We start from the raw sequence: 26199 nt of genomic DNA, 5'->3' as shown, positions 1-26199 counted from the left end.
ACGAGCCGAGTCGGCGATTGGATCAAGCGGGTGTCGCCACCCGCGCTGAAGCGTCGATCAGCCCTTCGCCGCCCAGGCGTTGAAGCGCTGTTCCAGGTCTTCGCCGTGGTCCACCCAGAACTCGAAATTCACGGGTACGGCCTGTTCCAGGTTCGCCGGCGCCGTGTTCAAGCGCTCGATCAGCTTCGGGTCGATCAGCTTGTTCGTCCCCAGGTTTACCGAGCCATAGCCCAGCTTCACCGTGTGGATCTTCTGCTGCTCGGGCGACAGCGAGAAAGCGATGAAATCCTCGGCGGCCTTCTTGTTCGGGCTGCCCTTGGGGATCGCCCAGGAGTCGATGGCATACAGGCTGCCGTTCCACACTACCTTCATCGGCACGCCCTCTTCCTGCGCAGCGAAGGCGCGGCCGTTGTAGGCAGTGCTCATGACCACGTCACCGCTGGCGAGGAACTGCATCGGCTGCGCGCCGGACTCCCACCACTGGATCGACGGTTTGATCTCATCGAGCTTCCTGAAGGCGCGGTCCACGCCTTCCTTGGTGGACAGCACCTTGTACAGGTCTTCCTTCTTCACACCGTCGGCCAGCAGGGCGATTTCCAGCGTGTACTTGGCGCCCTTGCGCAGGGAACGCTTGCCGGGGAATTTCTTCGTGTCCCAGAAATCCGTCCAGCCGGTCGGGCCGTTTGCGAGGCGTTTACCGTCATAGACCATGGCCATCGACCAGACCAGCAGGCCGGCGCCGCAGTCGGAGAGGGTGCCGGGCACATAATCTTCGGCCTTGCCGAGGATCGCCGGGTCGAGCTGTTCGAACAGGCCTTCTTCGCAGCCGCGCAGCAGCTCCGGGCCTTCTACCTGGACGACGTCCCAGTTGACGCCGCCGGTGTCGACCATGGCCTTGATCTTGCCCATTTCGCCGTTGTACTCGCCGGCGATCACCTTCATGCCTTCCTTCTTTTCAAAGGGTTTGTAGAAGGCTTCGGTCTGTACGTCCTTGCTGATGCCACCGAAGGAGATCACCGTCAGGTCAGCAGCCATGGCGCCGGACGCCACGCCCATGAACAGGGCTCCCAGAATCGGGTTTTTCATTTCCACCTCTTGGCTTTGTTGTTGGCAGATGGTTCAAGCACGCAGGGGCCCGGTCTCTGCGGACCGAGGCACGGTAACAGGGTCAGGCACGCCTATTGCCATTAACTGCGGTAGGCGGCCTCACCGTCCTCGATCAGGCGCAGGGCCGATTCCCAGGCCAGCAGGTGCAGGCCGTCGACCAGCGCCTCCTCTTCCTGCATGGCAACGCGTTCGCACACGGCGTGCGGGGGGTAACGCAGCTGGCGGCCACCGGCCAACGCCTGGACCTGCGCCTGGCAGGCGCGCTCGAGGAAGTAGATCTGATTGAAGGCCTCGGCAATGCAGCGCCCGGTAGCCAGCAGGCCGTGGTTGCGCAGGATCATCACCATGTGGCCGCCCAGGTCGTTGACCAGCCGCGAGCGCTCGTCCGGGTCCAGGGCGATGCCTTCGTAGTCGTGGTAGCCCAGGCGGTTGTAGAACTTCAGCGCGTGCTGGCTGATCGGCAGCAGGCCGTCTTCCTGGGCGGACACGGCGATGCCGGCGGCGGTGTGGGTGTGGATCACGCAGGCCACATCCTCGCGGGCGGCGTGCACCGCGGAATGGATGTTGAAGCCGGCGCGGTTGACGCTTTTCGGGCCGAAGCGCGGGTCGATGACGTCGCCCGCATGGTCGACCTTCACCAGGTCGGAGGCGCGCATTTCATGGAACATTACGCCATAGCGGTTGATCAGGTAGTGGCCCGGCTCGCCCGGCACCCGCGCGGAGATATGGGTGTCGATGTGGTCGGTCCAGCGGAAGTGCGCGATCAGCCGGTACAGCGCGGCGAGGTCGCAGCGCGCCTGCCACTCTTCGGCGGAAATGCTCGACGGATCGATGTTGTAAGCTGTGTCACGCATGACGGGCTGTCCCTGTTCTTGTTGGGGGGTTCTTATTCAGGCGCTGCGGCGGTTTGCCGCTTCACGTGACCGAGTGTGCTGGCCACGCCCCGCCCGCACCATGCACAGGGACAACGCAGAAATTGCAGTGCTGTTATGGTCCGCGGACCTGTACAGATTGCCCGTCGCTCACCCACCCAAGAATCGGACCTCCGGATGCTGTTGCTCGACCCCACCTCGGACATTCCCCTGGTCACCCAGATCGTCGAAGGCATCGCCCAGGCCATCGACGAGCAGCGCCTGCGCCCCGGCGCCAAGCTGCCCTCGATCCGCAAGTTCGCCCAGGCCAATGGCGTCAGCCACTTCACCGTGGTCGAGGCCTACGACCGGCTGGTGGCGCGCGGCTGCCTGAACGCGGTGCCCAATGCCGGCTTCTACGTGCGCGGCCCGCTGATCGAAGACAGCGCCAGCAATGCGGCACCCACCGAATTCGACTTCGATGCGCACCTGCTGCTGCACAAGGTTTTCCAGCCACTGGGCATGGAGCTGCGCCCCGGCGTCGGCCTGCTGCCCGAGCACTGGCTCGATGGCGAAGGCCTGCTGCGGGGGCTGCGCAGCCTGGCGCGGGAAGAGCCGACGCAGTTCGGCAACTACGGTCACAGCAAGGGCAACCCCAAGCTGCGCGGCAAGCTGGCCGACCGCCTGGGCGATGCGGGCGTGGCCGCCAGCCCCGAGCAGATCCTGCTGACCGCTGGCGCCAGCCAGGCGCTGGACCTGACCGTGCGCTACCTGGTGCAGCGTGGCGATCCGGTGCTGGTCGACGAGCCCGGCTACCACAACCTATTCCTCAACCTGCGCCTGCAGGGCGCGCAGCTGATGGGCGTGCCTCGGAGCGCCGACGGGCTGGATCTCGATCGACTTGAGCAACTGGCCCGCGAGCACCGCCCCAAGGTCTACTTCACCCAGGCGCGCCTGCAGAGTCCCACCGGTGGCAGCCTGTCACTGGCCGCTGCGCACCGCTTGCTGCAACTGGCCGAGAAGTACGATTTTCTCATCGTCGAGAACGACATCTATGCCGACCTCGACCCCGCCGGCCAACTGTTGCTGGCCAACCTCGACCAGCTGGCGCGGGTGATCTATATCAGCAGCCTGTCCAAGGTCATCGCACCGGCGCTGCGCACCGGCTTCATCGCCGCGCATCCCGAGCTGATCGAGGAACTGGTGCCGCTGAAGATGGTCAGCGGCCTGACTAGCTCGGAACTGACCGAAACCCTGGCCCTGGACATCCTCCTGCAGGGCCGCCACCGCAAGCACGTGCGCCAGTTGCGCGACCAGCTCGGCGAAGCCCACGACAGCGTGGCGCGGCGCCTGGAAGCTGCCGGCCTGGAAATCTTCCACGAACCCCGCGCCGGCTTGTTCCTCTGGGCCCGGCACCGCGCGGTGGACGATGCTACCCTGCTCGCCGGCCGCGCCAAGGAGGCGAAGATCCTGCTGTTCCCCGGCCAACTGTTCATGCCCGACGGTCGCAGCGTGCCGTGGATGCGCTTCAACGTTGCGCACTCGCTGGATGAGCGGCTTTACACCTTCTTATCCGCCCAGGGTTGAAGTCCACCGCCCTTCTGTAGGACCGAGGGGGACGCCCAGTCCTTGCTCGCGAACCGCCCAGGCGCCCTGGCTGCCTGCAAGTCCATTCGCGAGCGAGCTCGCGCCTACCAGAATTTCCAGGCATGTTTTTGCGGCCTGGAGGGTCTGACAGTCACAAAATTCAGCGGGGCCGAGTCCAAGGAAGAACAGCCGACATTTCGTCCGGCACGTCAGGAGCACGCCGTGAAATTTCCCGCCACCGACCTGCAGCAACTGCAACGCGCCCAGCAAGGCGACCCCGCCGCCCTCGACGCGTTGCTGCTTGCCCTGCAAGCACCGGTCTACAACCTCGCCCTGCGCATGCTCGGCCGCCGGGAAGACGCCCAGGACGCCAGCCAGGAAATCCTCCTGCGCATCACCACGCACCTCGCCAGCTTTCGCGGCGATAGCCAGTTCTCCACCTGGGCCTTCCGCATCGCCAGCAACGCATTGCTGACTGCGCGTACCAAGGTCCGCGAGACACCTACCGTGTCGCTGGAAGCCCTGGCGGACAAACTCGACCTCGGCCTGCGCCTGGCAGAAGCCAATGAACGCCCACTGGAACCGGCCGACAAGCTGGCCGCCGAGCGCATCGCCCTGGCCTGCACCCAAGGCATGCTGATGTGCCTGGAGCGCGAGCAGCGTCTGGCCTACGTGCTCAACATCGCCTTCGGACTGGATTCGGAGACGGCAGCCGCAGTGTTGGAGATCGAGCCGGCGGCCTACCGCAAGCGCCTGTCACGGGCACGCCAGCGGCTGGATGAGTTCATGCAGCAGCACTGCGGGCTGGTCAACGCGCACGCCGCCTGTTCCTGCGAGCGCCAGGCCCTCGCGCTGCCGCCTGGCGCTAGCGACACCCGCGAGGCCGAGAGCGAGCTGCTCGCCCTCACCCGCCTGGCCGATGCCGCGGCGGTGTTCCGCGCCCACCCCGATTACCGCGTCCCGCATCGGGTCATCGAAACCGTTCGCGCCGTACTGCAGCAGCACACCGGAGACTGGCAATGAACGCACTCGCCGATCTGGACTACCCCGAAGGCTTCCAGCCGCTGCAGCGGCGCAACCCGTTGCTCGATCTGCTTGGCCCATTTCTGGTGCGCGGCGAAGGTGACTCACTGGAGCTGGGCCTGCTGCTGGACGAACGCCACACCAACAGCCGCGGCGGCGTGCATGGCGGCATCCTCGCGACCCTGGCGGACATCGGCATGGGTTACGCCATGGCCTTCTCCAGCCAGCCACCGCAGCCGCTGGTGACCGCCAGCCTGACCCTGGACTACGTCTCCGGTGCCCAGGTCGGCGACTGGCTGAGCATCCGCCTGCTGCACAGCCGGCGCGGCCGGCAGATGGCCTTCGCCAATGCGCTGCTGTCGGTGGGCGACAAGGTGGTGGCGCAGGCCAGTGCGGTGTTCGCGGTCCCGCGCTGATCCAGCGGATATCGCCAGCGGCCGCGCGAGGCCTTAGACTTGCCGCCCATCAGCAACCGCCAGCAAGAGATCACTATGGGCGCCCAGTGGAAAGCCAAACATAAAGAAGTCGCCGCCAACGCCAAGGGCCGCATCTTCGGCAAACTGTCGAAGGAAATCATGATCGCCGCGCGCAACGGCGCCGACCCGGACATGAACCCGAAACTGCGCCTGGTCGTCGAGCAGGCCAAGAAGGCCTCGATGCCGCGCGACACCCTGGAGCGCGCCATCAAGAAAGGCGCCGGCCTCCTGGACGGCGCCGCCACCTTCGAGCGCGTGGTCTACGAAGGCTTCGCCCCGCACCGCGTGCCGGTGATCGTCGAGTGCCTGACCGACAACGTAAACCGCACCATCGCGGAAATCCGCGTGCTGTTCCGCAAGGGCCAGCTGGGCGCTTCCGGCTCGGTATCCTGGGACTTCGATTACCTGGGTCTGGTCGAGGCCACCCCGGCCAGCGCTGACGCCGACCCGGAGCTGGCCGCCATCGAAGCCGGCGCCCAGGACTTCGAGCCGGGCGAGGAAGAAGGCGACACCCTGTTCCTCACCGACTCCACCGACCTGGACACCGTCTGCCGCGCCCTGCCCGAGCACGGCTTCACCGTCGCCTCGGCCAAGCTCGGCTACAAGGCGAAGAACCCGGTGAGCCTGTCCGACGCGGAGCTGGAGGAAGTCGAAGCCTTCCTCGATGCCCTTGACGGCAACGACGACGTTCAGAACCTCTACGTCGGTCTGGCGTAAGTCGGGCTGGAGCAAGACAGAAACGGCGGCCGATTGGCCGCCCTTTTTCATTCCGGTGGAGAGGGCAAACTCCGGCGCTGGTATTACCTTGTAGGAGCGAGCTTGCTCGCGAACCCGCTTGACGCCTGAGCTGCCGGTGAATTTGTTCGCGAGCAAGCTCGCTCCTACAGGTTGGTTCGCCCCATCAGCACATCCTGGCTTCCCTCCGCTTTCTCACGCAGGAAATCCCAGGTCGTGCGCATCCGCGCGATGTCCTTGAGCTCGGTCGGCATCAGCATCCAGAAGGTCCGCACGAATTCGATTTCTCCCGCCAGAACCGGCTGTAGCGACGGGTCTTCGGCTGCCGCGAACGCCGGCAGGATCGCCAGCCCGGCGCCCTCCGCCACCGCGCGCTGCTGGGCGAGAATACTGGTGCAGCGCAGCGCCATATGCAGCGGCCGACCGATCTCGTCGAGGTACTGCAACTCCTTGCTGTAGAGCAGGTCGTCGACATAACCCACCAGGGCGTGCTCACGCAGGTCGTCCCGATTGCGGATCGGCCCACGCTCGGCGAGGTAGTCCTTCGACGCGTAGAGGCGCAGCACGTAATCGGTCAGCCGGGTAATGATGTACGGCCCGCGGCCGGGGCGCTCCAGGGTGATGACGATGTCTGCCTCGTGGCGCGACAGTTGCAGTGCGCGCGGCACCGCCAGCAGGTCCACTCCCAGGTGCGGGTGGCGGCGGTTCAACTCCACCAGTTGCGAGGTCAACAGCGTCGAGCCGTAACCTTCGGTGGCGCCGATGCGCACCTTGCCGGAGAGGTTGTCCTCGGCGCCGGCCAGGCGTTTCTCGATGACCTTGCAGGCACTTTCCATGGCCTCGGCCTGGGGCAACAAGCCGTGGCCGGCCTCGGTCAGTCGGTAACCGGCGGGCTCGCGCACCAGCAGTTGGGCGCCGATGCTCTTCTCCAGCGCCTGCAGGCGGCGGGCGACGGTAGTGTGGTCGACGCCCAGGCGTCGCGCGGCGACGGTCAGCTTGCCAGCACGGGAAAGCTCGAGGAAAAACCGCAGGTTGTCCCAGTCCATAACTGCCTCGGCGCGGAGCATGTCTGCAAAAACGCAGAGCATACTTGCAGATCACCCCATTGAGCACATCAAAAATGCACTGCTAGGATCGTTCCAGACAACAAGAAAGCCTTCAGGCTGGGAGAACCCCGATGACTGCAACTGCCGTCCCGACCGTCAAACTCTTCCTCGACGGCAAGCCCGTCGAGTCGACCACCTCCGAATGGCGCGACGTGATCAACCCCGCCACCCAGGAAGTCCTCGCCCGCGTGCCCTTCGCCACGCCCGAGGAAGTCGACCGCGCCGTCGCCAGCGCCAAGGCCGCGTTCAAGACCTGGAAGAAGACCCCCATCGGCGCCCGCGCGCGCATCTTCCTCAAGTACCAGCAGCTGATCCGCGAGAACATGAAGGAACTGGCGGCGATCCTCACCGCCGAACAGGGCAAGACCCTGCCCGATGCCGAAGGCGATGTGTTCCGCGGTCTTGAGGTGGTCGAGCACGCCTCGGCCATCGGCAACCTGCAGCTGGGCGAGCTGGCCAACAACGTGGCCGGCGGCGTGGATACCTTCACCATCCTGCAGCCCATCGGCGTGTGCGCCGGCATCACCCCCTTCAACTTCCCGGCGATGATCCCGCTATGGATGTTCCCGATGGCCATCGCCACCGGCAACACGTTCGTCCTCAAGCCCTCCGAGCAGGACCCAATGGTGACCATGCGCCTGGTCGAACTGGCCCATGAGGCCGGTGTGCCGCCGGGTGTGCTCAACGTCATCCATGGTGGCCCGGACGTGGTGAACGCCATCTGCGATCACCCGGACATCAAGGCTGTCTCCTTCGTCGGCTCCACCCGCGTCGGCACCCACGTCTACAACCGTGCGTCCCTGGCCGGCAAACGCGTGCAATGCATGATGGGCGCGAAGAACCACGCCATCGTGCTGCCCGACGCCAACAAGGAGCAGACCCTCAACGCGATTGCCGGCGCAGCCTTCGGTGCTGCCGGGCAACGCTGCATGGCGCTTTCGGTCGCGATCCTGGTGGGCGAAGCCCATGAGTGGATTCCCGACCTGGTGGCAAAGGCACAAACGCTCAAGGTCAGCGGCGGCACCGAGGCCAACACCGACGTCGGCCCGCTGGTTTCCTGCGCAGCGCTGGATCGCGTCAGCGGCCTGATCGAACGCGGCACCCAGGAAGGCGCCAAACTGGAATTGGACGGCCGCAACCCGCAGGTGGCCGGTTACGCCAAGGGCAATTTCGTCGGCCCGACCGTGTTCTCCGGCGTCACCCCGCAGATGACCATCTACCGCGAGGAGATCTTCGGCCCGGTGCTCTGCGTGGTGTCGGTGAAGACCTTCGACGAGGCCATCGAGCTGATCAACGCCAACCCCAACGGCAACGGCACCGCACTGTTCACCCGCTCCGGCGCCGCCGCGCGGCACTTCAAGGAAGAGATCGACGTCGGCCAGGTGGGCATCAACGTGCCGATCCCGGTGCCGGTACCGCTGTTCTCCTTCACCGGCTCGCGCGGCTCCAAGCTCGGCGACCTGGGCCCGTACGGCAAGCAGGTGGTGCAGTTCTACACCCAGACCAAGACCGTCACCGAACGCTGGTTCGATGAGAACGAGGTCGGCGGCGCGGTGAACACCACCATCAATCTCAAATAAGTCAGCCTGCCCGCCCGCTCGCCCCGAGCCGCCCCGGACTTCAGCAAGGATGCTGGTCCGGGCCCGGCACCACGCGGGCGGGCACCTCCTTTCGCGCCTGCCCGACCGGGCGCCCCGAACAAGAAGAAGAGGATCAATCCATGCGCATCGGCTTCATCGGACTCGGCAACATGGGCGGCCCCATGGCCGCCAACCTGCTCAAGGCCGGCTTCGACCTGAGCGTCTTCGATCTCTCCGCCAAGGCCGTGGAAGCGGCCGTCGACCTCGGCGCCCGCGCCCTGGCATCCCCCGCCGAAGTGGCGCGCGACGATGTCGAGGTGATCATCACCATGCTGCCCGCCGCCGCCCACGTGAAGCAGGTCTTCCTCGGTGACGACGGCCTGCTGGCCAACGTGCAACCCGGCGTGCTGCTGATCGACTCGTCCACCATCGACCCGCTGAACGCCCGCGAGGTCAGCACTGCCGCCCTCGCCCATGGCAACCCGATGCTCGATGCGCCAGTTTCCGGCGGCACCGCTGGCGCCGCCGCGGGCACCCTGACCTTCATGGTCGGCGGCGAGCAGGCCGATTTCGAGCGCGCCCGCACGGTGCTGGCGGCCATGGGCAAGAACATCGTGCATTGCGGTGGCGCCGGCAACGGACAGGTGGCCAAGGTAGCGAACAACCTGCTGCTGGGCATCTCGATGATCGGCGTGGCGGAAGCCATGTCCCTGGGCGTGAAACTGGGGATGGACGCGCAGGTGCTGGCCGGCATCATCAACACTTCCAGCGGCCGCTGCTGGAGCTCGGAAGTCAACAACCCGCTCACCGGCGCCCCGGCAACTCGTGGCTACAGCGGCGGTTTCGGCACCGATCTGATGCTCAAGGACCTCGGCCTGGCCAGCGAGGCCGCGCGCCAGGTGCGCCAACCCGTGCTGCTCGGCGCGCTGGCCCAGCAGCTGTTCCAGACCTTCAGCAACCAGGGCAACGGCCAGCTGGACTTCTCGGCAATCGTGAAACTCTACGAACAGAGCTGAAACCCTGCGTAGGAGCGGACTCCGTCCGCGATGGTCTCCGGCGCGATGCGAACCTATCGCGGACGGAGTCCGCTCCTACACCTGCCCCAGCAACCCACCCATCTCGGCTATCATGCGCGCTCCGCCCCACCGGATGCCGCCCGATGATCCTCCGCCCGCAAAGCCCGACACTCTGGGTCCTGCTGTTCTCCCTCAAGGGATCGATCATCCCGGCCATCTGGCGCAAGGTGCTCTACACGGTGCTGCTCAGCTCGCTGGTGGTGGCCACCCACGGCACGCTCTACCACTACAAGGTGATCATCACCTCCACGCCCTTCACCCTCTGGGGCCTGACGCTGGCGATCTTCCTGGGCTTTCGCAACAACGTCGCCTACCAGCGTTTCTGGGAAGCGCGCACGCTCTGGGGCGAACTACTGATAGTGACCCGCAACCTGGCGCGACAGACCCGTACGCTGCTGCCAGACCTGGACAGCGAAAGCCGTCATCAGTTAGGTAATCAGCTGATCGCCTTCACCTACGCCCTTCGAGACCAACTGCGCGGCATCCCGCAAAGCGACGATGTGCGCCGCCTGATGGGTGAGGAAGCTAGCGCCCTGGCCACCAGCCGCAGCCCGACCAACGTCCTGCTCGCCAGCCTCGGCCAGCGCTTCGCCGACCGTGGCCGTGCCAGCGGCGCCAGCGACATCACCCTGGCCGCCATCGACCAGCAGATGATTCGCCTGTCGTACGTACTGGGCGGCTGCGAGCGCATCCGCAACACGCCGATCCCCTACCCGTACATCCTGATGCTGCACCGCATCGTGCACGTCTATTGCTTCCTGCTCCCGTTCTGCCTGGTGGACAGTATCGGCTGGTTCACCCCGCTGGCGGTGTGCGTGCTGGCCTACACCTTCTTCGGGCTGGATGCACTGGGCGACCAGATCGCCGACCCTTTCGATACCCAACCCAACGACCTGCCGCTGGACGCCATGAGCCGCAACATGGAAATCGCCGTGCTGGAAATCTTCGGTGAAACCGACCTACCTGAGCCGCTGAAGCCGGTGGACGGCCTGCTGCTCTGATCCGGACTTGAGGACATCTGAATGAACCACCTGAAAGACGTGCCGCTGAACAAGGCCTACCTGCTGCTCAACCACGGCCCGAGCACCATAGTCACCAGCGAGCACGAAGGTGTCGCCAATGTCATGGCCGCCGCTTGGGTCATGCCGCTGGATTTCGATCCGCCCAAGCTGATGCTGGTGCTCGACCGCAACACCTGGTCGCGCCATCTGGTGGAAGGCTCGGCCGCCTTCGTCATCCAGCTGCCGACGCGCCAGCAGGCTGAGCTGACCCTGGCGGTTGGCTCGAGCAACGGTGGCGAGGGCAACAAGTTCGAGCAGCTGGACATTCGCACTTCCCGTGCGAAGCAGGTCGAGGCGCCGATCGTCGATGGCTGCGTCGCCTACCTGGAGTGCAAGGTGATCAGCGAGCCACACAACCAGGAGAAGTACGACCTGTTCATCGCCGAAGTAGTCGCCGCCTATGCGGATGAGCGCGCCTTCTCCAATGGCCGCTGGCACTTCCCCAGCGACGAGCTGCGCACCATTCATTACCAGGCCGGCGGCGCCTTCTTCGCCACCGGCGAGGCGTTCCAGGTCAGTCGGGCCTGACCGGCTGCCAGGTTGCCGGCGCCGAGCCCAGCTCGGAGGCCGGCAGCTCCCAGTAGAGCGGCGAGCCCGCGACCTGCAGCGGCGGACGCAGGCGCCGCGCGTGCCCCCAGGGCGTTGTCTCGATGCCCGGTGCCAGATCGGCGGTTGTCTCCGCCGCCAGCTCCAGCGAACCCACCGACGAAACTCCAGCCTCCAGCAGGCATTGCGCCGTGCGCGCCAGCGATAACCGCCAACGGCTGCCACGGCCACTGCGCCGGCGCTCGGCCAAGCCGCGCAAGGCGGCGGCCGCGATCAGGTAGCCGGTGGCGTGATCGAGCGCCTGCACCGGCAAGGGTACGGGCTTGTCTTCGCCCCGCCAGACACGCCCCGCCTCGGCGATGCCGCTGCTCATCTGCACCAGGCTGTCGAAACCACGCCTTTCGCTCCAGGGGCCTGACCAGCCATAAGCGTTCAGACTGACATCCACCAGCCCCGGCGCAATGGTCCGCCGTACATCGGCACCGAACCCAAGGCGATCCAGGGCATCGGTCCGATAGCCGTGTACCACTACGTCAGCGCTCGCGAGCAGCGCCTGAAAGCGCTCGCGATCCGCTGGTTGGCGCAGGTCCAGGCGCGCGCAGTGCTTGCCCAGGGTGACTTCCGGCACCACGCCAGGCTCATCCCAATCCGGCGGATCGATGCGCAGGACCTCGGCGCCAAAGCCGGCAAGAAAGCGTGTGGCAATCGGCCCGGCCAGCACTCGGGTCAGGTCCAGCACGCGCAATCCGGCCAATGGGCGCTCGCGGTCGATCTCGATATCCAGAGAAGGCGCGGACACCAGCTGGAGATCGCGCAATACCAGCGGCTCGCGGGCAACGGCGAGGCCTTGCGGGTGCTGTTTCCAGGCGTCCCAGGAGCGCATCTCGGCCGCACAACCGCCTTCCTTCACGATCGCCAGCTCCAGTTCGCCCGCATCCCAATTCGCCACGGCGTCTGCGACCCGATCACGATCATTCTCGGTACCGAGCACCCGAAGGGCAGCGGCGCGGTGATGCGGGGCATTGGTGTGCAGGCGAACCCAACCGTCGCGGGTGCGGTAGTTGCCGGCGATGGCGTCCCACAGGTCGGGAGGAGTCCAGCCCTGGGCGCGCAAGGAAGTGGAGAACCAGAAGGAAGCCAGCCGGCGGTCCACGACCAGGGACGTGGCGGCACCGGAGTCCGGCTCCAGCCACTCGCCCAGCGCGAGCCCCGCGCTGGCGATGCTGGCGGCGGCCAATTCGGTGACGAAGAAAGCCGAAGGCAGGGAGCCTTCGCTGCGAAAGGCCAGGTGACTCAGGCGTTCGGCCTGACCGCCCAGGGCAATCCAAAGTCGCTCTGCAAGAACGCGCTGCATCTCTATCTCCGCCTTTTCCTTGGAGTTTCACCTTAGCTGCGCAGCGTCAGGCGGGCGAGCCAACCTTGGTCGACAGGCAATAAAAAGCCCGCAATCAAGCGGGCTTTTCGATGGGGAGCTAATCCCTTAGCTGTTTTCATCCTCTGCTCCCGGGTGTGAAAAAAACGTGAAGAGAGGACCGGCCGAAACATTTTGTGGGAGATCACATTGTCCGGAGACTGTAACTCAGCTCGAATAGTCCAGCGCGGTCCAGATGCGGCTGAGCCCATCGCTGATCTGGCAGCTCGACAGATCGTCCGCTGCGCCCCGCGCGGACAGGCGCACGGTGGAGTCACCCTCGCCTTCGGTCAGCCATTGCAGGCGACCGCAGTTGGGCGTGTCAATCACGTAGCTGGCAGCAATCGCCGAGCGCTCCTTCGGTAGACGGATGGCGTCGCGCACCGTGCCGCGCTCCTCGATGCGCTTGCCGTCGGCCACGAGCACGGCCCAGGCCTCCTTGCCCTCAATGATGAGGTAGGCACCATTGGCACGCGGGACGTCCGCCTGGGGCTGGGCACAGCCCGCCAGCATCGCCACACCTGCGCAAAGCATCAGTTTCTGCAGCATCGCCATTGCTCCTGTTCTCAGATAAGTGCGCGCCGGGCCAGTGGCGACGGGCACTTCAGGGTTTCTGTCAGACCGCGAGAGTGATACTAGGAGAAAATACTGTTCATGCATACAGTATTTTGCGAAAATTTTTTAAACCTCGACGAAAGGCCACAGTCCATTGGCTACGTCGATCACCTCGAATCACAGGGCATGGGCCAGAACCCCATTGAGGAGCAAGCGATGGTGAGCATCCATCAGCTGAAATACACCGTGAACCACATGGCCATCGATGAAGTCAGCGAGGCCGTGTCGGAACTGCTGCTGGAGGGATTGGTCACAGAGGGCAAGACGCCCTTCAGCCGCACCCACTTCAACGCGTGCTTTGCGGAAATCGAGGCCCTGATGCAGCGCGCCGGCTACCACCGGCCGCTGGATGTAGTGGGTTACCAGGGCCAGGCCTACGCCATGTTCGATCCCAGCCGCTGGGATGCCGTGGAAGTCCTGCGCTGGCTGAAGGAGTACGTCGAGGAATCGAAGGCGGTCAGCACCGCCTGAGCAGGCGAGCTTTTTCGCAGGTCACAATTGCGGGAGCAGCGACTTGCGAAGGCCCACCCGGCGCACTAATGTCCCATGCACTTTTTCCGCTTGCCGAATCAAGGACGATTCCATGAGCGCCCCTTCTTCCGATGACAGCTGGCTCTGGGCCTACCGCAAACTCCGTAGCTGGGATGTGGGCCGGGTCAGTTCCGCGTTTCTCGCCACACTCTTCCACTGGCGCGGCGATACCGGGCTGTTCTACAGCCACGGCGGCCTGCGCAAATCCCGCCTGACCCGCGACGACCTGATCGACTGATCCGGCCTACTGCTGCTGGTAATAGCCATTACCGCGCGGATAGACCGAGCCGTTGGGGTATTCGATGCTCTGCCGGATGCCGCCGCTGCCCTGGTCGATGATCACAGTGCCCGAGCGTGTCTCGCCGTAGCTGCGAGGTACCCGAACACCACCATAACCGTCATTGCGCTGCCAGCTGGAAGAGCTCTCCACGCTTCCGCTCGCACCCGGGCTGATGTAGATGCGCTGGATCACTGGCGGCGACTGCTGCCATTGCGGCTGACCCTGGTAGTTCTGCTGGGACTGCCTTTCCTGCGTGGAAAACTGCTGCGCGTAGACGGGAAGCGCCAGGGCACAACAGGCGATGGCCCCGAGGATTCTGAGACCGATCATGGCGATATCCCGATGATGGAAAGGCTCCAGCTTACCAAGCCTTGCCGCTCGCTGCAGAGCCATGCATCAACTCAATCTAAATTCTTATAGATCAGCTAGTTACAGCATTATTATCACGTCATAAGTACGAAACAGCCTCATCAGGGTGGTGCTCGGCGGCAAGCCCCTCGAGACTGCTTCATTCTTCACCTGAATCAAGCTGATAGCGCCGACTCTTAAAGCTTTTTATAGAATATTTTTCCCTTTAAAAACAATATGATAAATAGATATCCTAAAGTTTTTTATTAGATGACGAAGACCTGTTGCGAAGCGTTCCCAGCGGGCACATGGCGCGGTGGCCCAACCAACGCCTACGTCTGGGCAAGCCACCCCTTGCCATTCCATTGCCACGATTGGCATTTCTTTCTCAATCAGTAAGATGCAGCGACTTTCGTAAGGAACGCCTCATGTTCGGACGCTGCCTGACCCTGCTGCTGATCCTCACCATCCCCACTATCGCCACCGCTGCCGCCCCGCGCACCTTCGAAGAAGCCAAGAAGGTCGGACGCAAGCTCTACGCCCGCCAATCAGTAGAGTTCTATTGCGGCTGCCGCTACAACGGCACCAAGGTCGACCTGAAGAGCTGCGGCTACACCCCCCGCAAGAATGCAAACCGGGCTTCGCGCATCGAGTGGGAACACATCGTCCCCGCCTGGGTGATCGGCCATCAGCGCCAGTGCTGGCAGAGCGGCGGGCGCAAGAACTGCTCGCGCAATGACCGGGTGTACCAGAAGGCCGAGGCCGACCTGCACAACCTGGTGCCGAGCATCGGAGAGGTCAACGGTGATCGGAACAACTTCAGCTTCGGCTGGCTGCAGCAGAAGCCCTCGCAGTACGGCGCCTGCCCGATGGTGGTGGACTTCAAGGCGCGCAAGGCCATGCCCCGCGCGCAGATTCGCGGCATGATCGCCCGCACCTACTTCTACATGAGCGACCGCTACGGCCTGAGACTATCCAACCAGGACCGCCAGCTGTTCACCGCCTGGAGCAAGCAGTACCCGGTGGAAGCCTGGGAGCGGCAGCGAAACCAGATGGTTGGCTGCGTGATGGGCTGGGGCAACCCCTATGTCGGCCCGATCGAAACCGACCGCTGCCCGACGCCGAAAGTGGCCAGGCGCTGAAGCCTGGCGACAGCCGCAAACGCCAGCAGTAGACTCCGACAGCCGTCCCGCGTGACGAGCCCCACCTTTATCTGTCTGGAGTACGCAGCATGTCCCTCTCGATCTACCAGGCTTCCGTTCCCGTCTTCATCCGCATGCTCGGCAACCTCTCGGTGATCCTCACCAAGGCTGCCGAGCACGCTCAAGCCAAGTCCATCGACCCTTCCGTCCTTATCAACGCCCGCCTCGCTCCGGACATGTTCGCCCTGGCTCGCCAGGTGCAGATCGCCTCCGACTCCGCCAAGGGCGCTGGCGCGCGTCTGGCCGGCGTAGATGTGCCGAGCTACGCCGATGACGAAACCACCTTCGACCAACTGCAGACGCGCATCGCCAAGACCATCGAGTTCCTCAAGACCCTCAAGCCCGAGCAATTCGAAGGCGCCGAAAACCGCACCATCGAACTGAAGCTGCGCACCCGCGAAGTCAGCTTCAAGGGCTCGGACTTCCTACTGGGCTTCGTCAACCCGAACTTCTATTTCCACATCACCACGGCCTACGACATCCTCCGCCACAATGGCGTGGAAGTCGGCAAGATGGACTACCTGGGCGGCGCCTGACCGCCCCGGGCGCTGGCCTCCCCGGCGCCCTTCAGCCGCGCGGCAGCGGCAACGTGGTGGTGGACTTGATCTCCGAGAGCGCCACAATGGAGTTGATCTCCTGGACCCCCGGCACCTGGGACAGCCGTTCGAAGAAGAAGCGCTCATACGCCTCCACATCTTCCGTGACGATGCGCAGCATGAAGTCCACGGCGCCCATCAGGACATGGCACTCCAGCACCTCGGGAAATGCCTCCATGGCCTGTGCGAAATCCGTCAGGTGATTGCGCCCGTGGGCGTTGAGCTTCACCTGGGCGAATATCTGGGTATTCAGGCCGATCTTCTTGCGATCCAGCAGGGTCACCTGCTTGCGGATCACCCCTTCCTCCTTCAACCGCTGAATCCGCCGCCAGCACGGTGACTGGGACAGGCCGATACGTTCGGCGATCTCCGCCGTGGAAAGAGTGGCCTCCTCCTGCAGCAGGGCGAGGATCTTGCGGTCATGAGCATCCAGCGAAATGGGCATAGATGATTCTGCACAGATAAATTAAAAGAATCATTAATGCACAGATTTCCGCCTAATAGACAAAAAAAGGCAAATAAATCCTCGGCACGGGCCGCAGAATATCCCTCACTCCCCCTGTATCGGCCAGCCGTCATGACGCTCCCCGCACTCCATCTCGTCGAATTATCCCTGGATCAACAGGACCGTCCGGTTCCCACCGAAGCGGCCGCCGACGTGCGCTACCTGATCCGTTCTGAGATCGATGCCGACATCCTCTGCCGTCTGCTGAACCAGTTCGCGCTCCAGGGCCACATCCCGGCCGAGGTCGAGTCCTCGCGCCGGGAGGACTGGATGGACATAGCCCTGCGGGTGAACACCCTGCCACGCTACCGCGCCGAGGTAATCGCGCAGCGCATGCGCGGCATGGTCAGCGTGTGCTCCGTCGATCTGCACGTGCAAGGCGCAGAAACTGTCCTTTCAGCGACATAAGCTGACTTTCTGGCGCTAGCCGGCACATCCTCCCGGGCTTAGAGTGCGAACCTGACCCTAGCGGTCTTTCACACACAACAACGATGAGAGATGTGCCCATGGCTCGCCCACGCCTGCTCCCCGACAACTTCACCCTGGCGCTGATCGCCACCGTGACCGTTGCCAGCCTGCTGCCCTGCGAAGGCACCGCTGCCGTGATCTTCGGCTGGATCACCAACCTGGGCATCGCGCTGCTGTTCTTCCTCCACGGTGCGAAGCTGTCGCGCCAGGCGATCATCGCCGGCGCCACCCACTGGCGCCTGCACCTACTGGTGTTCGCCTGCACCTTTATTCTCTTCCCGATCCTCGGCATGGCGCTCAAACCGGCGCTGTCGCCGCTGGTGACCCCCGACCTGTACCTGGGCATGCTCTACCTCTGTGCCCTGCCCGCCACCGTGCAGTCGTCGATTGCCTTCACCTCGCTGGCGCGCGGCAACGTGCCCGCCGCGATCTGCAGCGCCTCAGCCTCCAGCCTGATGGGTGTGTTCCTGACGCCACTGCTGGTGCAACTGTTGATCGGCGCCCACGGCGACACCGGCATATCGACCCTCGACGCCATCGGCAAGATCACCCTGCAACTGCTGGTGCCCTTTGTGGCAGGCCAACTGCTGCGCACTTGGATCGGCGCCTGGGTGGAGCGCAACAAGCCGGTGCTGAAATACGTCGACCAGGGCTCGATCCTGCTGGTGGTCTACACCGCCTTCAGTGCCGCCGTGATCCAGGGCCTCTGGCACCAGATCCCGCTGCCCGCCCTGGCCGGCCTGGTCGTTGCCTGCTGCGTACTGCTGGCCCTGGCGCTGATCGCCACCAACCTTCTCGGCCGCTACCTGGGCTTCTCCCTGGAAGACCGCATCACCATCGTCTTCTGCGGCTCGAAGAAGAGCCTGGCCACCGGCGTGCCCATGGCCTCGGTGCTGTTCGCCAGCAGCACGGTCGGTGTGATCCTGCTGCCGCTGATGCTGTTCCACCAGATCCAGCTGATGGTCTGCGCCGTGCTCGCCCAGCGCTACGCGCAGCGCCAGGAAGACAGCCACGCCTCGCTGGAACGCAGTAGCTGACGACCTGACGCCCATAAAAAAGCCGGTGCATCTGCACCGGCTTTTTTATTGCTGCCTCGCCGTCAGGCGCCGACTGGCGTGCGCATGGTGACGAATTCCTCGGCAGCCGTCGGGTGGATGCCGATGGTTTCATCGAACACCCGCTTGGTCGCCCCGGCCTTCAGCGCAACGGCGATGCCCTGGAGCATCTCCCCGGCATCCGGGCCCACCATATGGCATCCCAGCACCTTGTCGCTATCGGCATCGACGATCAACTTCATCAGAGTCCGCTCCTGGCTTTCAGTGAGCGTCAGCTTCATCGGCCGGAAGCGGCTCTCGAAGACTTTCACCTTGTGCCCGGCGCTGCGCGCTTCGTCTTCAGTGAGGCCAACGGTACCAATGTTCGGCAGGCTGAATACCGCGGTGGGGATCAGTTTGTAGTCCACCGGACGATACTCCTCCGGACGGAACAGCTTGCGCGCCAGCGCCATGCCTTCGGCCAGCGCCACAGGGGTCAGTTGCACGCGGCCGATCACATCGCCGATGGCGTGGATCGACGGCTCGCTCGTGCCATAAGCCTCATCCACTTTCACGTAACCGCGGTCGTCCAACTCCACGGAGACGCTCTCCAAGCCCAGGTTGTCCAGCTGCGGTCGGCGGCCAGTGGCGTAGAACACACAATCCGCCTCCAGCACACGACCATCCTTGAGGGTGGCGGCCAGGGTGCCGTCTGCCTGCTTGTCGATGCGCGCTATATCGCTATTGAATTGCAGGTCCAGCCCCTTCCTGGTCAGCTCATCGCGCAGGTGCTCACGCACGCTGCGGTCAAAGCCACGCAGGAACAGCTCATTGCGGTACAGCAGCGAGGTTTGTGCGCCCAGACCATGGAAGATGCCGGCAAACTCCACCGCAATGTAACCTCCGCCGACCACCAGCACCCGGCTCGGCAGCGACTCTAGGAAGAAGGCTTCGTTTGAGGTGATAGCGTGTTCCTTGCCGGGAATGTCCGGAACCTGCGGCCAGCCGCCGGTAGCAATGAGGATGTGCTTGGCGCTGAAGCGTTGCCCGTCGACTTCCACGGTGTGCGCGTCCCGCAGCGTTGCATGGCCTTCCAGCAGGGACACGCCACTGTTCACCAGCAGGTTGCGGTAGATGCCATTGAGCCGATGAATTTCGCGATTTTTGTTGGCAATCAGGGTCTTCCAGTCGAAGCTCGCTTCGCCCAAGGTCCAGCCGAATCCGGCTGCCTGCTCGAAGTCCTCATGGAAGTGCGCCCCGTACACCAGCAGTTTCTTCGGTACGCAACCGACATTGACGCAGGTGCCGCCCAGGTAGCGGCTTTCCGCCACAGCCACCTTGGCGCCATAGCCTGCAGCGAAGCGCGCGGCGCGCACACCGCCGGAACCCGCACCGATGACGAACAGGTCAAAATCGAAAGACATCATGGTTCTCCGCTTGGATATGTCGGGCAGCATACCTCATGGCGCCTAACCTATCCTGCCAACTGCCGGTCCCGAAGGAGGTATCGCCATGCGCCCGACCCTGACCCACCTGGCCCTGCACGTGCCCGACCTGGAAGCCTGCGTTGCGTTCTACGAGCGATTCTGCGGCATGCGCGTGATCCACGAGCGCGACGGCAAGGGCTCGCGCATCGTCTGGATGGCGGAACCGGGCAAGGAGCACAGCTTCATTTTCGTCGTCATGCCCGGCGGGCAGCAACGCCATCTGGCAAGCGATGATTACAGCCACTTCGGCTTCGCCGTGGACACCCGAGATGAGGTCGACCGCATCGCCAAGGATGCCGACATTGCCGGCTGCCTGGTCTGGGCACCAAGGGAAGAGCCCTACCCCGTAGGCTATTACTGCGGCCTACGCGACCCAGCCGGCAACTACATCGAGTTCAGCTACGGCCAGCCGCTCGGGCCCGGCTCGGAGGCGATGCCGATTCCACGCTCGATGTAGGCCGGAAAAACGAAAAAGCCACCCGAAGGTGGCTTTCCCGAAGAGTGGAAAGGTCCGGACTTACCAGGCCTTGCCAGTCTTGTAGAGGTGTTCGTAGCAGAAGTTTGTCGCCTCGATATAACCCTCGGCGCTACCACAGTCGAAACGCTTGCCCTTGAACTTGTAGGCCAGCACGCAGCCGTCCTGGGCCTGCTTCATCAGGGCGTCAGTGATCTGAATTTCACCGCCCTTGCCCGGCTCGGTCTGCTCGATCAGGTCGAAGATATCCGGAGTCAGGATGTAGCGACCGATGATCGCCAGGTTCGACGGGGCGTCTTCGGGCTTCGGCTTCTCGACCATGGTGTTCACGCGATAGATGTCGTCGCGGATCATCTCGCCGGCGATCACGCCGTACTTGTTGGTCTCTTCCGGCGGCACTTCCTGGATCGCCACGATGGAGCAGCGGAACTGGTTGTAAAGCTTGACCATCTGCTTGAGGACGCTGTCGCCTTCGAGGTTCAGGCACAGGTCGTCCGCCAGCACAACGGCGAAGGGTTCGTCACCGATCAGCGGGCGGCCGGTCAGGATAGCGTGACCCAGGCCTTTCATCTCGACCTGACGGGTGTAGGAGAAGGTGCATTCGTCGATCAGGCGACGAATACCGACCAGGTACTTTTCCTTGTCGGTGTTGCGAATCTGGTGCTCCAGCTCGTAGCTGATGTCGAAGTGGTCTTCGAGGGAGCGCTTGCCGCGGCCAGTGACGATACCGATTTCACCGAGACCGGCTTCCAGTGCCTCTTCAACGGCGTACTGGATCAGCGGCTTGTTCACCACCGGCAGCATTTCCTTGGGCATGGCCTTGGTGGCCGGGAGGAAGCGGGTACCGTAGCCGGCGGCCGGGAACAGACATTTCTTGATCATGGGAGTCCTTCGAGAGGGACAGGGGTGCGAGTTGCGCGCAGTCTAATCAGGCTGCGCCCGCCTTACAATGCCCCGGATTGCAAGCTGCACGACTCTTGTGGAGACTTGCGAAACTAGTGGCACCCGCATCTGACCATCACTGCCCCGATTTAGTTCTCGAAGTTACTGGCAAATGGTCAGCATCCTGCTCCAACTCGCCCCAACTCTACGCTCTGGCGCCCTGCGCAACGTCGCTTCCGGAAAGCCGCTGGCGCACCACTCCCCATATTGAGAGCTCATCGCCCTCCTCGACTTTCAGCGTCGGATATAGATCGCTAGCTGCCTGCAGAGCGAACGAACCGTCCACAATAGCCAGGCGACGGATAAGCGCCTCACCGTTCAGTGCGGCCACCACAATCTGACCGGGAGCCGCCAGCTCGGAGCGGTCGACCAACAACAGATCGCAGTCGTGAATACCCGCCTGCGTCATGCCTTCGCCACATGCACGGACTATGTAGGTATGGAAAGACGCAGCGCGGGTGACTCCGCCAGGCTGCACGACATCTCGGACTTCCAGAATGGCTTGCTGCATGAACCTTCTCCGAATACTGTATATCCATACAGATAACAGATAGCCGTCGATTCGACAAGCCATTGAATGGAACCTCCAGGAAGAAATGCCGATCAACCGAAAGGACAGCGCACCGATGACGGTGGACTACCCTTAGGGAGGGGTGAGGATATCGATATGAATCCAGGCACGTTCGTCACGCTCATGATTTTCGGCTGGGTCCTGCTGGCAGTGGTTACGCTGTGGGCCATCCTTCGCGTACCGATGCGTCGGGCTCGCTTGCAGAAGCCCAAGCACAAAGCGAAAGCCGATTCCTCGCGGCACCACCCAATCCCGCATTGAAACCACCAGCCGTGCAAAATGCCACGGCATTAGCACCCCGCTATGCAAGATGCACGAGAAGCGAGGCGGGATAAAAATCTAAGTATTTGATTTTAAATTATTTTTTATTTAATCCAGATTGGTATGCACCCTGCAATGAAAGGAGAAGGATCTCCCATTCATTGCCGAGGACGACACCATGCCAATCGACCGTCTGCCTGCCACCCAATACCTTTGCCAGGTCTTCTCCGATTTCGAAGTGAGCTTCACGGCTCGACCGGACGGCAATCTGATCATGACACTGAGCAAAGATGCGGGCGAACACATCGCCTGTCGTGTGGTGCGTCAGGAAGAGCAACGCAATGAAGAGCTGCTGACCAGCCTGGTTAGCCGCATTCGCCGCGATCTCGCGACTGAGTACGGTCCGCTACAGGAGCGCGATGCCGACCACTTCAAGGAAGAGGTCCCGCTGCAGAACTTCTACGAGAGCGCCGGGCCGCTGCGTCAGCGCCGCATCGTAAAGGCTGGCGCGAAGTTGCGCTCGATAGCCAATATCGGAGCCTGAATAGGCGAGAAATAAAAAAACCCGGCCTTGGCCGGGTTTCTACTTTTTGACGTGCTCGCCTCGATTCGGAAATGCGATCTGCAACGAATCGGGAAAGACGAAGATGGTGCCCGGAGCCGGACTCGAACCGGCACGCCCAAAGGGCGAGAGATTTTAAGTCTCCTGCGTCTACCGATTTCGCCATCCGGGCGGCAGCGCGCGTTGCAGTGTTTCCAGGTGCAAGCCCGGAAAGGGCTGGACTATATACAGCCCCACTCCCCCTGCGCAAGTTGCTGAAACTCGCAATCCCTGCAGCGGGCTATTAAAGAAAAAGCCCTGTAAATCTTCGATTTACAGGGCTTTTCTATTGGAGGCTGAGGTCGGAATCGAACCGGCGTTCACGGATTTGCAATCCGGTGCATAACCACTCTGCTACTCAGCCATGACACGGATGACTCAAAGCGAATCATCAAAATCTGGAGCGGGAAACGAGACTCGAACTCGCGACCCCGACCTTGGCAAGGTCGTGCTCTACCAACTGAGCTATTCCCGCGTTGTCGTGTTGACGGGCGCCATTCTAACGATTTGGAAATGCCTGTCAACTCCTTGATTCAAAAATACTTATTTCTCTTTTGGGGTCGTGTTCAGGTGAGGCCAGGCCGCTACCAGATAGTGCAGCATCGACCACAGGGTGAGGATGGCGGCAACAATCAGCAGTGCATAGCCAACCAGTACCCAGAAAGTCATCAGCGGCGGGTTGGCCAGGAGAATCACCAGCGCCACCATCTGGGCCGCGGTCTTCCACTTGCCCAGGCTGGACACGGCGACATGTGCCCTCGCCCCAATCTCCGCCATCCACTCACGCAGCGCCGAGACCACGATCTCGCGACCAATGATGATGGCGGCCGGCAGCGTCAGCCAGAGGTTCGCGTGCTCTTCCACCAGCAGCACCAGCGCAGTGGCGACCATCAGCTTGTCAGCCACCGGGTCGAGGAAGGCGCCGAAGGGCGTGCTCTGCCCCAGCCGACGCGCCAGGTAGCCATCCAGCCAGTCAGTGGCGGCGGCAAGGGCGAACACGGCGCTCGCAGCCAGGTGGCTGGCCGGGAACGGGAGATAGAACAGCAGGATGAAGATCGGAATGAGCAGAACGCGGAGCAGTGTGAGCAGGTTCGGGATATTCATCGGGTCGGAGGGTCTGCGAGTTGAGCCGGCATTCTACTCGCTGTGCAGTGCAGCATAAATCTGCTCTGCCAGCTTTTTGCTGATACCGGGGGCTTTGGCAATTTCATCGATACTGGCTCTGCCCAGCTCCTGCAACCCGCCGAAATGCTTGAGCAGGTCACGGCGGCGCTTGGGACCGACGCCAGCGACGTCTTCTAATGTCGAGGTGCGACGAGCCTTGCCGCGCCGAGCACGGTGGCCAGTGATCGCAAAACGGTGTGCCTCGTCGCGGATCTGCTGGATCAGGTGCAGCGCGGGCGAGTCAGCGGGCAAGGTGAATTCATGTTCGGCGTCATTCAGGTACAGCGTCTCCAGACCAGGCTTGCGAGTGACACCCTTGGCGACGCCAAGCAAAGTCAACCCGACCACTGCCAGTTCCTGAAGCACTTCCTGGGCCATCGCCAGCTGTCCTTTGCCGCCATCCACCAGAAGAATGTCAGGCATCTTGCCCTCGCCTTCCTTCAAGCGGCTGAAGCGGCGGGTCAGCGCCTGGTGCATCGCGGCGTAATCGTCACCACCGGTGATGCCTTCGATATTAAAGCGGCGATAGTCCGACTTCAGCGCACCTTCCGGGCCGAAGACCACGCAGGAGGCCACAGTCGCTTCGCCACTGGAGTGACTGATGTCGAAGCATTCGAGCCGCTGCGGCGGCTCGGGAAGATCCAGTGCCTCTCCCAGCGCCTCGAAGCGCGCGGCCATGTGCTGGCGGTTCGCGAGGCGGGCGGCCAGCGCCTGCTCGGCGTTGGTCACTGCCAGCTGTTGCCAGCGCGCACGAGTGCCACGGACCCGTGGGGTGATTTCCAGCAGACGGCCACGGGACTCCTCGATGGCCGAAGCCAGGATCGGGAAGTCTTCGTGCACAGCGTTGACGATCAACTCGTTCGGGAGATCGCGCTCGTGATGGCTGAGGTAGTACTGCCCGAGGAAGGCCAGCAGAACGTCGCCTACCTCCTCCTCGATCGCCACCTGCGGGAAGAAGTTCTTGCTGCCCAGGACCCGCCCGCCGCGCACGCTGATCAGGTGCACGCAGGCGCCACCTGGAGTGACGATGGCTGCTACAACATCGACGTTGCCCGTGCCGAACTCCATGCTCTGCTGATCCTGCACGCGGCGCAGGATCTGAACCTGGTCACGCAGCTCCGCGGCCTTCTCGAAGTCCAGGCGCATCGCCGCCTGCTCCATACTGGTGGACAACTCTTCCGCCAGTACATTGCTGCGCCCGTCGAGGAACATGATCGAGTGGCGCACGTCTTCGGCGTATTCCTCCTCGCTCACCAGCCCGACACAAGGCGCCTTGCAGCGTTTGATCTGGTACTGCAGACAAGGACGCGTGCGATTGCGGTAGTAGCTGTCCTCGCACTGACGCACGAAGAAGGCCTTCTGCAGCAGCGCAAGGCTTTCGCGAATGGCGCCAGCGCTCGGGTACGGACCGAAGTAACGCCCCTTGGCCTTCTTTGCACCACGATGGATGGTCAGGCGCGGGAAAGGGTCCTCGCTCGACAGGAAGACGTAGGGATACGACTTATCGTCGCGCAGCAGGATGTTGTAGGGCGGCCGCCATTCCTTGATCAACGTCTGCTCGAGCAGCAGCGCCTCGGTCTCGTTGGCGGTGATGGTCATTTCGACCTGGGCGATCTTCGCCACCAGGGCAGCCGTCTTCGGGGCCAGGCCGGACTTGCGGAAATAACTGGAGAGGCGCTTCTTGAGATCCTTCGCCTTGCCGACGTACAGCAACTTGGCCTCGGCGTCGAACATGCGATAAACGCCCGGCCGCCCACTGCAGGTGGCCAGGAAAGCCGCCGAATCGAACAATTGCGCCATGATCAGTTGCTGGCGTCGACCATGCCGTGCCGGACAGCCAGCAACGCCAGTTCGACGTCACTGGTGATCGAGAGCTTCTCGAAGATGCGGTAGCGGTAGGTATTCACGGTCTTGGGCGAGAGACACAGCTTGTCCGAGATGCTCTGCACCTTGTGGCAGTTGGCAATCATCAGCGCGATCTGGATCTCGCGCTCGGATAGCATGTCGAACGGTGATGCGTTTCTTTCCGGTTCGAAGGATTTCAGCGCAAGGTTCTGGGCGATCTGCGGGCTGATATAACGTTGGCCGGCGAACACCTGGCGAATCGCCTGGACCATCTCGTCCAAGGCCGCACCCTTGGTGAGATAGCCGGCCGCGCCAGCCTGCATCAAGCGAGTCGGGAACGGATCCTCTTCGCACACCGTCACCACCACGACGCGCACGTCGGGCTGGCTGCGCAGCAGTTTTCGGGTGGCTTCCAGGCCGCCGATGCCGGGCATCTTCACGTCCATCAGCACAACATCGGGCTTGAGCTCGCGCGCCAGCTGCAATCCACGCTCACCGGAGTCGGCCTGCCCGACGACCTGCAGGCCGTCGATATCAGCCAGCATGCGGGTAATTCCGGTGCGCACCAGATCGTGATCATCGACCACCAGCACCTTAATCACGCAGCACCCCTTGAGCAGAATGGAATGGCGAGCCCCCGAAAAGAGACTCCGAACAATTGTCGAACCTTAACAGAAAGCGGCTCTACGACCTAGCTTGGAAGCGGTTCGCCAAA

General features: G+C 63.2%; 29 protein-coding genes and 3 tRNA genes. 16 read left to right on the top strand and 16 right to left on the bottom strand.

Going from position 1 to position 26199, the window contains the following annotated elements; genetic code table 11:
- Positions 1-57: 57 nt before the first annotated feature.
- Complete coding sequence (locus IB274_RS06480; protein ID WP_192431197.1) at positions 58-1086, bottom strand: ABC transporter substrate-binding protein; 1029 nt, start codon at positions 1084-1086, stop codon at positions 58-60.
- A gap of 101 nt (positions 1087-1187) precedes the next feature.
- Complete coding sequence (locus IB274_RS06475; protein ID WP_192431196.1) at positions 1188-1961, bottom strand: class II aldolase/adducin family protein; 774 nt, start codon at positions 1959-1961, stop codon at positions 1188-1190.
- Positions 1962-2156: 195 nt separating this feature from the next.
- Between IB274_RS06475 and IB274_RS06470 the strand changes: the two genes are divergently transcribed.
- The 4 genes from IB274_RS06470 to IB274_RS06455 all read left to right on the top strand — a co-directional run bounded on the left by IB274_RS06470 (position 2157) and on the right by IB274_RS06455 (position 5761).
- Positions 2157-3545 (top strand): PLP-dependent aminotransferase family protein, encoded by a 1389-nt coding sequence (locus tag IB274_RS06470; protein WP_192431195.1) that lies wholly within the window; start codon positions 2157-2159, stop codon positions 3543-3545.
- 222 nt (positions 3546-3767) lie between these two features.
- Positions 3768-4568, top strand: a complete 801-nt coding sequence (locus tag IB274_RS06465; protein ID WP_192431194.1) for an RNA polymerase sigma factor — start codon at positions 3768-3770, stop codon at positions 4566-4568.
- Entirely contained in the window at positions 4565-4984 is a 420-nt protein-coding gene (locus IB274_RS06460) for a PaaI family thioesterase (RefSeq protein WP_192431193.1), read from the top strand. The genes IB274_RS06465 and IB274_RS06460 overlap by 4 nt, the downstream gene beginning before the upstream one ends.
- 75 nt (positions 4985-5059) lie before the next feature.
- Positions 5060-5761 carry a YebC/PmpR family DNA-binding transcriptional regulator gene (locus IB274_RS06455; protein ID WP_192431192.1) on the top strand — a complete coding sequence of 234 codons (702 nt, stop codon included), beginning with the start codon at positions 5060-5062 and terminating at the stop codon, positions 5759-5761.
- Between the two features lie 164 nt (positions 5762-5925).
- On the opposite strand, the gene IB274_RS06450 is transcribed toward IB274_RS06455, so the two are convergent.
- A complete protein-coding gene (locus tag IB274_RS06450; RefSeq protein WP_192431191.1) occupies positions 5926-6825 on the bottom strand; it encodes a LysR family transcriptional regulator in 900 nt (299 codons plus the stop codon).
- A gap of 131 nt (positions 6826-6956) precedes the next feature.
- On the opposite strand from IB274_RS06450, the gene IB274_RS06445 reads away from it, so the two are divergent.
- From IB274_RS06445 to IB274_RS06430, 4 genes are all read left to right on the top strand, one after another.
- The gene (locus tag IB274_RS06445; protein ID WP_192431190.1) at positions 6957-8465 is read left to right on the top strand and encodes a CoA-acylating methylmalonate-semialdehyde dehydrogenase; all 1509 of its coding nucleotides are present in this window, start codon (positions 6957-6959) and stop codon (positions 8463-8465) included.
- A 140-nt stretch (positions 8466-8605) separates the two neighbouring features.
- A complete protein-coding gene (gene mmsB / locus IB274_RS06440) occupies positions 8606-9481 on the top strand; it encodes a 3-hydroxyisobutyrate dehydrogenase (RefSeq protein WP_192431189.1) in 876 nt (291 codons plus the stop codon).
- 143 nt (positions 9482-9624) lie between these two features.
- Positions 9625-10542, top strand: a complete 918-nt coding sequence (locus IB274_RS06435; RefSeq protein WP_192431188.1) for a bestrophin family protein — start codon at positions 9625-9627, stop codon at positions 10540-10542.
- Between the two features lie 21 nt (positions 10543-10563).
- Complete coding sequence (locus tag IB274_RS06430; RefSeq protein WP_192431187.1) at positions 10564-11130, top strand: flavin reductase family protein; 567 nt, start codon at positions 10564-10566, stop codon at positions 11128-11130.
- On the opposite strand, the gene IB274_RS06425 is transcribed toward IB274_RS06430, so the two are convergent.
- On the bottom strand, positions 11117-12502 hold the full coding sequence (locus tag IB274_RS06425; protein WP_192431186.1) for a CoA transferase: 1386 nt from the start codon (positions 12500-12502) through the stop codon (positions 11117-11119). The two genes, IB274_RS06430 and IB274_RS06425, sit on opposite strands and share 14 nt — an antisense overlap.
- A gap of 225 nt (positions 12503-12727) precedes the next feature.
- Positions 12728-13108 (bottom strand): hypothetical protein, encoded by a 381-nt coding sequence (locus IB274_RS06420; RefSeq protein WP_192431185.1) that lies wholly within the window; start codon positions 13106-13108, stop codon positions 12728-12730.
- Positions 13109-13330: 222 nt separating this feature from the next.
- Here IB274_RS06420 and IB274_RS06415 point away from each other — a divergent pair, with 222 nt between their 5' ends.
- On the top strand, positions 13331-13645 hold the full coding sequence (locus tag IB274_RS06415) for a transcriptional regulator (RefSeq protein ID WP_192431184.1): 315 nt from the start codon (positions 13331-13333) through the stop codon (positions 13643-13645).
- A gap of 112 nt (positions 13646-13757) precedes the next feature.
- The gene (locus tag IB274_RS06410; RefSeq protein ID WP_192431183.1) at positions 13758-13943 is read left to right on the top strand and encodes a hypothetical protein; all 186 of its coding nucleotides are present in this window, start codon (positions 13758-13760) and stop codon (positions 13941-13943) included.
- 6 nt (positions 13944-13949) lie between these two features.
- On the opposite strand, the gene IB274_RS06405 is transcribed toward IB274_RS06410, so the two are convergent.
- A complete protein-coding gene (locus IB274_RS06405; protein WP_192431182.1) occupies positions 13950-14315 on the bottom strand; it encodes a hypothetical protein in 366 nt (121 codons plus the stop codon).
- A gap of 446 nt (positions 14316-14761) precedes the next feature.
- Between IB274_RS06405 and IB274_RS06400 the strand changes: the two genes are divergently transcribed.
- On the top strand, positions 14762-15475 hold the full coding sequence (locus IB274_RS06400; protein WP_192431181.1) for an endonuclease: 714 nt from the start codon (positions 14762-14764) through the stop codon (positions 15473-15475).
- Between the two features lie 89 nt (positions 15476-15564).
- A complete protein-coding gene (locus tag IB274_RS06395) occupies positions 15565-16071 on the top strand; it encodes a DUF1993 family protein (protein WP_192431180.1) in 507 nt (168 codons plus the stop codon).
- Between the two features lie 31 nt (positions 16072-16102).
- On the opposite strand, the gene IB274_RS06390 is transcribed toward IB274_RS06395, so the two are convergent.
- Positions 16103-16576, bottom strand: coding sequence for an Lrp/AsnC family transcriptional regulator (locus IB274_RS06390; RefSeq protein ID WP_138215542.1), 474 nt, complete (start codon positions 16574-16576; stop codon positions 16103-16105).
- A 132-nt stretch (positions 16577-16708) separates the two neighbouring features.
- Here IB274_RS06390 and IB274_RS06385 point away from each other — a divergent pair, with 132 nt between their 5' ends.
- Both IB274_RS06385 and IB274_RS06380 read left to right on the top strand, forming a co-directional pair.
- Positions 16709-17044 (top strand): hypothetical protein, encoded by a 336-nt coding sequence (locus IB274_RS06385; RefSeq protein WP_192431179.1) that lies wholly within the window; start codon positions 16709-16711, stop codon positions 17042-17044.
- 98 nt (positions 17045-17142) lie between these two features.
- Positions 17143-18141 carry a bile acid:sodium symporter family protein gene (locus IB274_RS06380; protein WP_192431178.1) on the top strand — a complete coding sequence of 333 codons (999 nt, stop codon included), beginning with the start codon at positions 17143-17145 and terminating at the stop codon, positions 18139-18141.
- 62 nt (positions 18142-18203) lie between these two features.
- Here the strand turns inward: IB274_RS06380 and gorA are convergent, their stop codons facing one another.
- Positions 18204-19562 carry a glutathione-disulfide reductase gene (gorA, locus tag IB274_RS06375; RefSeq protein WP_192431177.1) on the bottom strand — a complete coding sequence of 453 codons (1359 nt, stop codon included), beginning with the start codon at positions 19560-19562 and terminating at the stop codon, positions 18204-18206.
- An 88-nt stretch (positions 19563-19650) separates the two neighbouring features.
- Here gorA and IB274_RS06370 point away from each other — a divergent pair, with 88 nt between their 5' ends.
- Positions 19651-20082 (top strand): VOC family protein, encoded by a 432-nt coding sequence (locus IB274_RS06370; protein ID WP_192431176.1) that lies wholly within the window; start codon positions 19651-19653, stop codon positions 20080-20082.
- Between the two features lie 60 nt (positions 20083-20142).
- Here the strand turns inward: IB274_RS06370 and galU are convergent, their stop codons facing one another.
- Positions 20143-20982: a UTP--glucose-1-phosphate uridylyltransferase GalU gene (galU, locus tag IB274_RS06365; protein ID WP_024767166.1), complete on the bottom strand. Its 840-nt coding sequence runs from the start codon at positions 20980-20982 to the stop codon at positions 20143-20145.
- Positions 20983-21187: 205 nt separating this feature from the next.
- Positions 21188-21553 (bottom strand): LexA family protein, encoded by a 366-nt coding sequence (locus IB274_RS06360; RefSeq protein ID WP_192431175.1) that lies wholly within the window; start codon positions 21551-21553, stop codon positions 21188-21190.
- A gap of 499 nt (positions 21554-22052) precedes the next feature.
- Between IB274_RS06360 and IB274_RS06355 the strand changes: the two genes are divergently transcribed.
- Positions 22053-22418 carry a DUF3509 domain-containing protein gene (locus IB274_RS06355; protein WP_192431174.1) on the top strand — a complete coding sequence of 122 codons (366 nt, stop codon included), beginning with the start codon at positions 22053-22055 and terminating at the stop codon, positions 22416-22418.
- Positions 22419-22522: 104 nt separating this feature from the next.
- Here the strand turns inward: IB274_RS06355 and IB274_RS06350 are convergent.
- The 6 genes from IB274_RS06350 to uvrY form a co-directional block, all read right to left on the bottom strand.
- A tRNA-Leu gene (locus tag IB274_RS06350) sits at positions 22523-22608 on the bottom strand.
- Between the two features lie 157 nt (positions 22609-22765).
- Positions 22766-22839, bottom strand: a tRNA-Cys gene (locus IB274_RS06345).
- 35 nt (positions 22840-22874) lie between these two features.
- Positions 22875-22950, bottom strand: a tRNA-Gly gene (locus IB274_RS06340).
- Positions 22951-23018: 68 nt separating this feature from the next.
- On the bottom strand, positions 23019-23579 hold the full coding sequence (gene pgsA / locus IB274_RS06335) for a CDP-diacylglycerol--glycerol-3-phosphate 3-phosphatidyltransferase (protein WP_192431173.1): 561 nt from the start codon (positions 23577-23579) through the stop codon (positions 23019-23021).
- A 33-nt stretch (positions 23580-23612) separates the two neighbouring features.
- A complete protein-coding gene (gene uvrC, locus IB274_RS06330) occupies positions 23613-25439 on the bottom strand; it encodes an excinuclease ABC subunit UvrC (RefSeq protein ID WP_192431172.1) in 1827 nt (608 codons plus the stop codon).
- A 2-nt stretch (positions 25440-25441) separates the two neighbouring features.
- Entirely contained in the window at positions 25442-26086 is a 645-nt protein-coding gene (uvrY, locus tag IB274_RS06325) for a UvrY/SirA/GacA family response regulator transcription factor (RefSeq protein ID WP_192431171.1), read from the bottom strand.
- Between the last annotated feature and the right edge of the window lie 113 nt (positions 26087-26199).

Origin of the sequence: Pseudomonas sp. PDM18 (assembly GCF_014852585.1) — a bacterium.
In the GTDB taxonomy this organism is placed as follows: Bacteria; Pseudomonadota; Gammaproteobacteria; order Pseudomonadales; family Pseudomonadaceae; genus Pseudomonas.
This window is presented reverse-complemented; position numbering and strand designations above follow the sequence as displayed.

What these genes read in the sequence shown, in the direction of transcription:
- IB274_RS06480 (WP_192431197.1), bottom strand. Translation starts at nt 1,086, where the DNA reads ATGAAAAACCCGATTCTGGGAGCCCTGTTCATGGGCGTGGCGTCCGGC.
- IB274_RS06475 (WP_192431196.1), bottom strand. Translation starts at nt 1,961, where the DNA reads ATGCGTGACACAGCTTACAACATCGATCCGTCGAGCATTTCCGCCGAA.
- IB274_RS06470 (WP_192431195.1), top strand. Translation starts at nt 2,157, where the DNA reads ATGCTGTTGCTCGACCCCACCTCGGACATTCCCCTGGTCACCCAGATC.
- IB274_RS06460 (WP_192431193.1), top strand. Translation starts at nt 4,565, where the DNA reads ATGAACGCACTCGCCGATCTGGACTACCCCGAAGGCTTCCAGCCGCTG.
- IB274_RS06455 (WP_192431192.1), top strand. Translation starts at nt 5,060, where the DNA reads ATGGGCGCCCAGTGGAAAGCCAAACATAAAGAAGTCGCCGCCAACGCC.
- IB274_RS06450 (WP_192431191.1), bottom strand. Translation starts at nt 6,825, where the DNA reads ATGGACTGGGACAACCTGCGGTTTTTCCTCGAGCTTTCCCGTGCTGGC.
- IB274_RS06445 (WP_192431190.1), top strand. Translation starts at nt 6,957, where the DNA reads ATGACTGCAACTGCCGTCCCGACCGTCAAACTCTTCCTCGACGGCAAG.
- mmsB (WP_192431189.1), top strand. Translation starts at nt 8,606, where the DNA reads ATGCGCATCGGCTTCATCGGACTCGGCAACATGGGCGGCCCCATGGCC.
- IB274_RS06435 (WP_192431188.1), top strand. Translation starts at nt 9,625, where the DNA reads ATGATCCTCCGCCCGCAAAGCCCGACACTCTGGGTCCTGCTGTTCTCC.
- IB274_RS06430 (WP_192431187.1), top strand. Translation starts at nt 10,564, where the DNA reads ATGAACCACCTGAAAGACGTGCCGCTGAACAAGGCCTACCTGCTGCTC.
- IB274_RS06425 (WP_192431186.1), bottom strand. Translation starts at nt 12,502, where the DNA reads ATGCAGCGCGTTCTTGCAGAGCGACTTTGGATTGCCCTGGGCGGTCAG.
- IB274_RS06420 (WP_192431185.1), bottom strand. Translation starts at nt 13,108, where the DNA reads ATGCTGCAGAAACTGATGCTTTGCGCAGGTGTGGCGATGCTGGCGGGC.
- IB274_RS06415 (WP_192431184.1), top strand. Translation starts at nt 13,331, where the DNA reads ATGGTGAGCATCCATCAGCTGAAATACACCGTGAACCACATGGCCATC.
- IB274_RS06410 (WP_192431183.1), top strand. Translation starts at nt 13,758, where the DNA reads ATGAGCGCCCCTTCTTCCGATGACAGCTGGCTCTGGGCCTACCGCAAA.
- IB274_RS06405 (WP_192431182.1), bottom strand. Translation starts at nt 14,315, where the DNA reads ATGATCGGTCTCAGAATCCTCGGGGCCATCGCCTGTTGTGCCCTGGCG.
- IB274_RS06400 (WP_192431181.1), top strand. Translation starts at nt 14,762, where the DNA reads ATGTTCGGACGCTGCCTGACCCTGCTGCTGATCCTCACCATCCCCACT.
- IB274_RS06395 (WP_192431180.1), top strand. Translation starts at nt 15,565, where the DNA reads ATGTCCCTCTCGATCTACCAGGCTTCCGTTCCCGTCTTCATCCGCATG.
- IB274_RS06390 (WP_138215542.1), bottom strand. Translation starts at nt 16,576, where the DNA reads ATGCCCATTTCGCTGGATGCTCATGACCGCAAGATCCTCGCCCTGCTG.
- IB274_RS06385 (WP_192431179.1), top strand. Translation starts at nt 16,709, where the DNA reads ATGACGCTCCCCGCACTCCATCTCGTCGAATTATCCCTGGATCAACAG.
- IB274_RS06380 (WP_192431178.1), top strand. Translation starts at nt 17,143, where the DNA reads ATGGCTCGCCCACGCCTGCTCCCCGACAACTTCACCCTGGCGCTGATC.
- gorA (WP_192431177.1), bottom strand. Translation starts at nt 19,562, where the DNA reads ATGTCTTTCGATTTTGACCTGTTCGTCATCGGTGCGGGTTCCGGCGGT.
- IB274_RS06370 (WP_192431176.1), top strand. Translation starts at nt 19,651, where the DNA reads ATGCGCCCGACCCTGACCCACCTGGCCCTGCACGTGCCCGACCTGGAA.
- galU (WP_024767166.1), bottom strand. Translation starts at nt 20,982, where the DNA reads ATGATCAAGAAATGTCTGTTCCCGGCCGCCGGCTACGGTACCCGCTTC.
- IB274_RS06360 (WP_192431175.1), bottom strand. Translation starts at nt 21,553, where the DNA reads ATGCAGCAAGCCATTCTGGAAGTCCGAGATGTCGTGCAGCCTGGCGGA.
- IB274_RS06355 (WP_192431174.1), top strand. Translation starts at nt 22,053, where the DNA reads ATGCCAATCGACCGTCTGCCTGCCACCCAATACCTTTGCCAGGTCTTC.
- pgsA (WP_192431173.1), bottom strand. Translation starts at nt 23,579, where the DNA reads ATGAATATCCCGAACCTGCTCACACTGCTCCGCGTTCTGCTCATTCCG.
- uvrC (WP_192431172.1), bottom strand. Translation starts at nt 25,439, where the DNA reads ATGGCGCAATTGTTCGATTCGGCGGCTTTCCTGGCCACCTGCAGTGGG.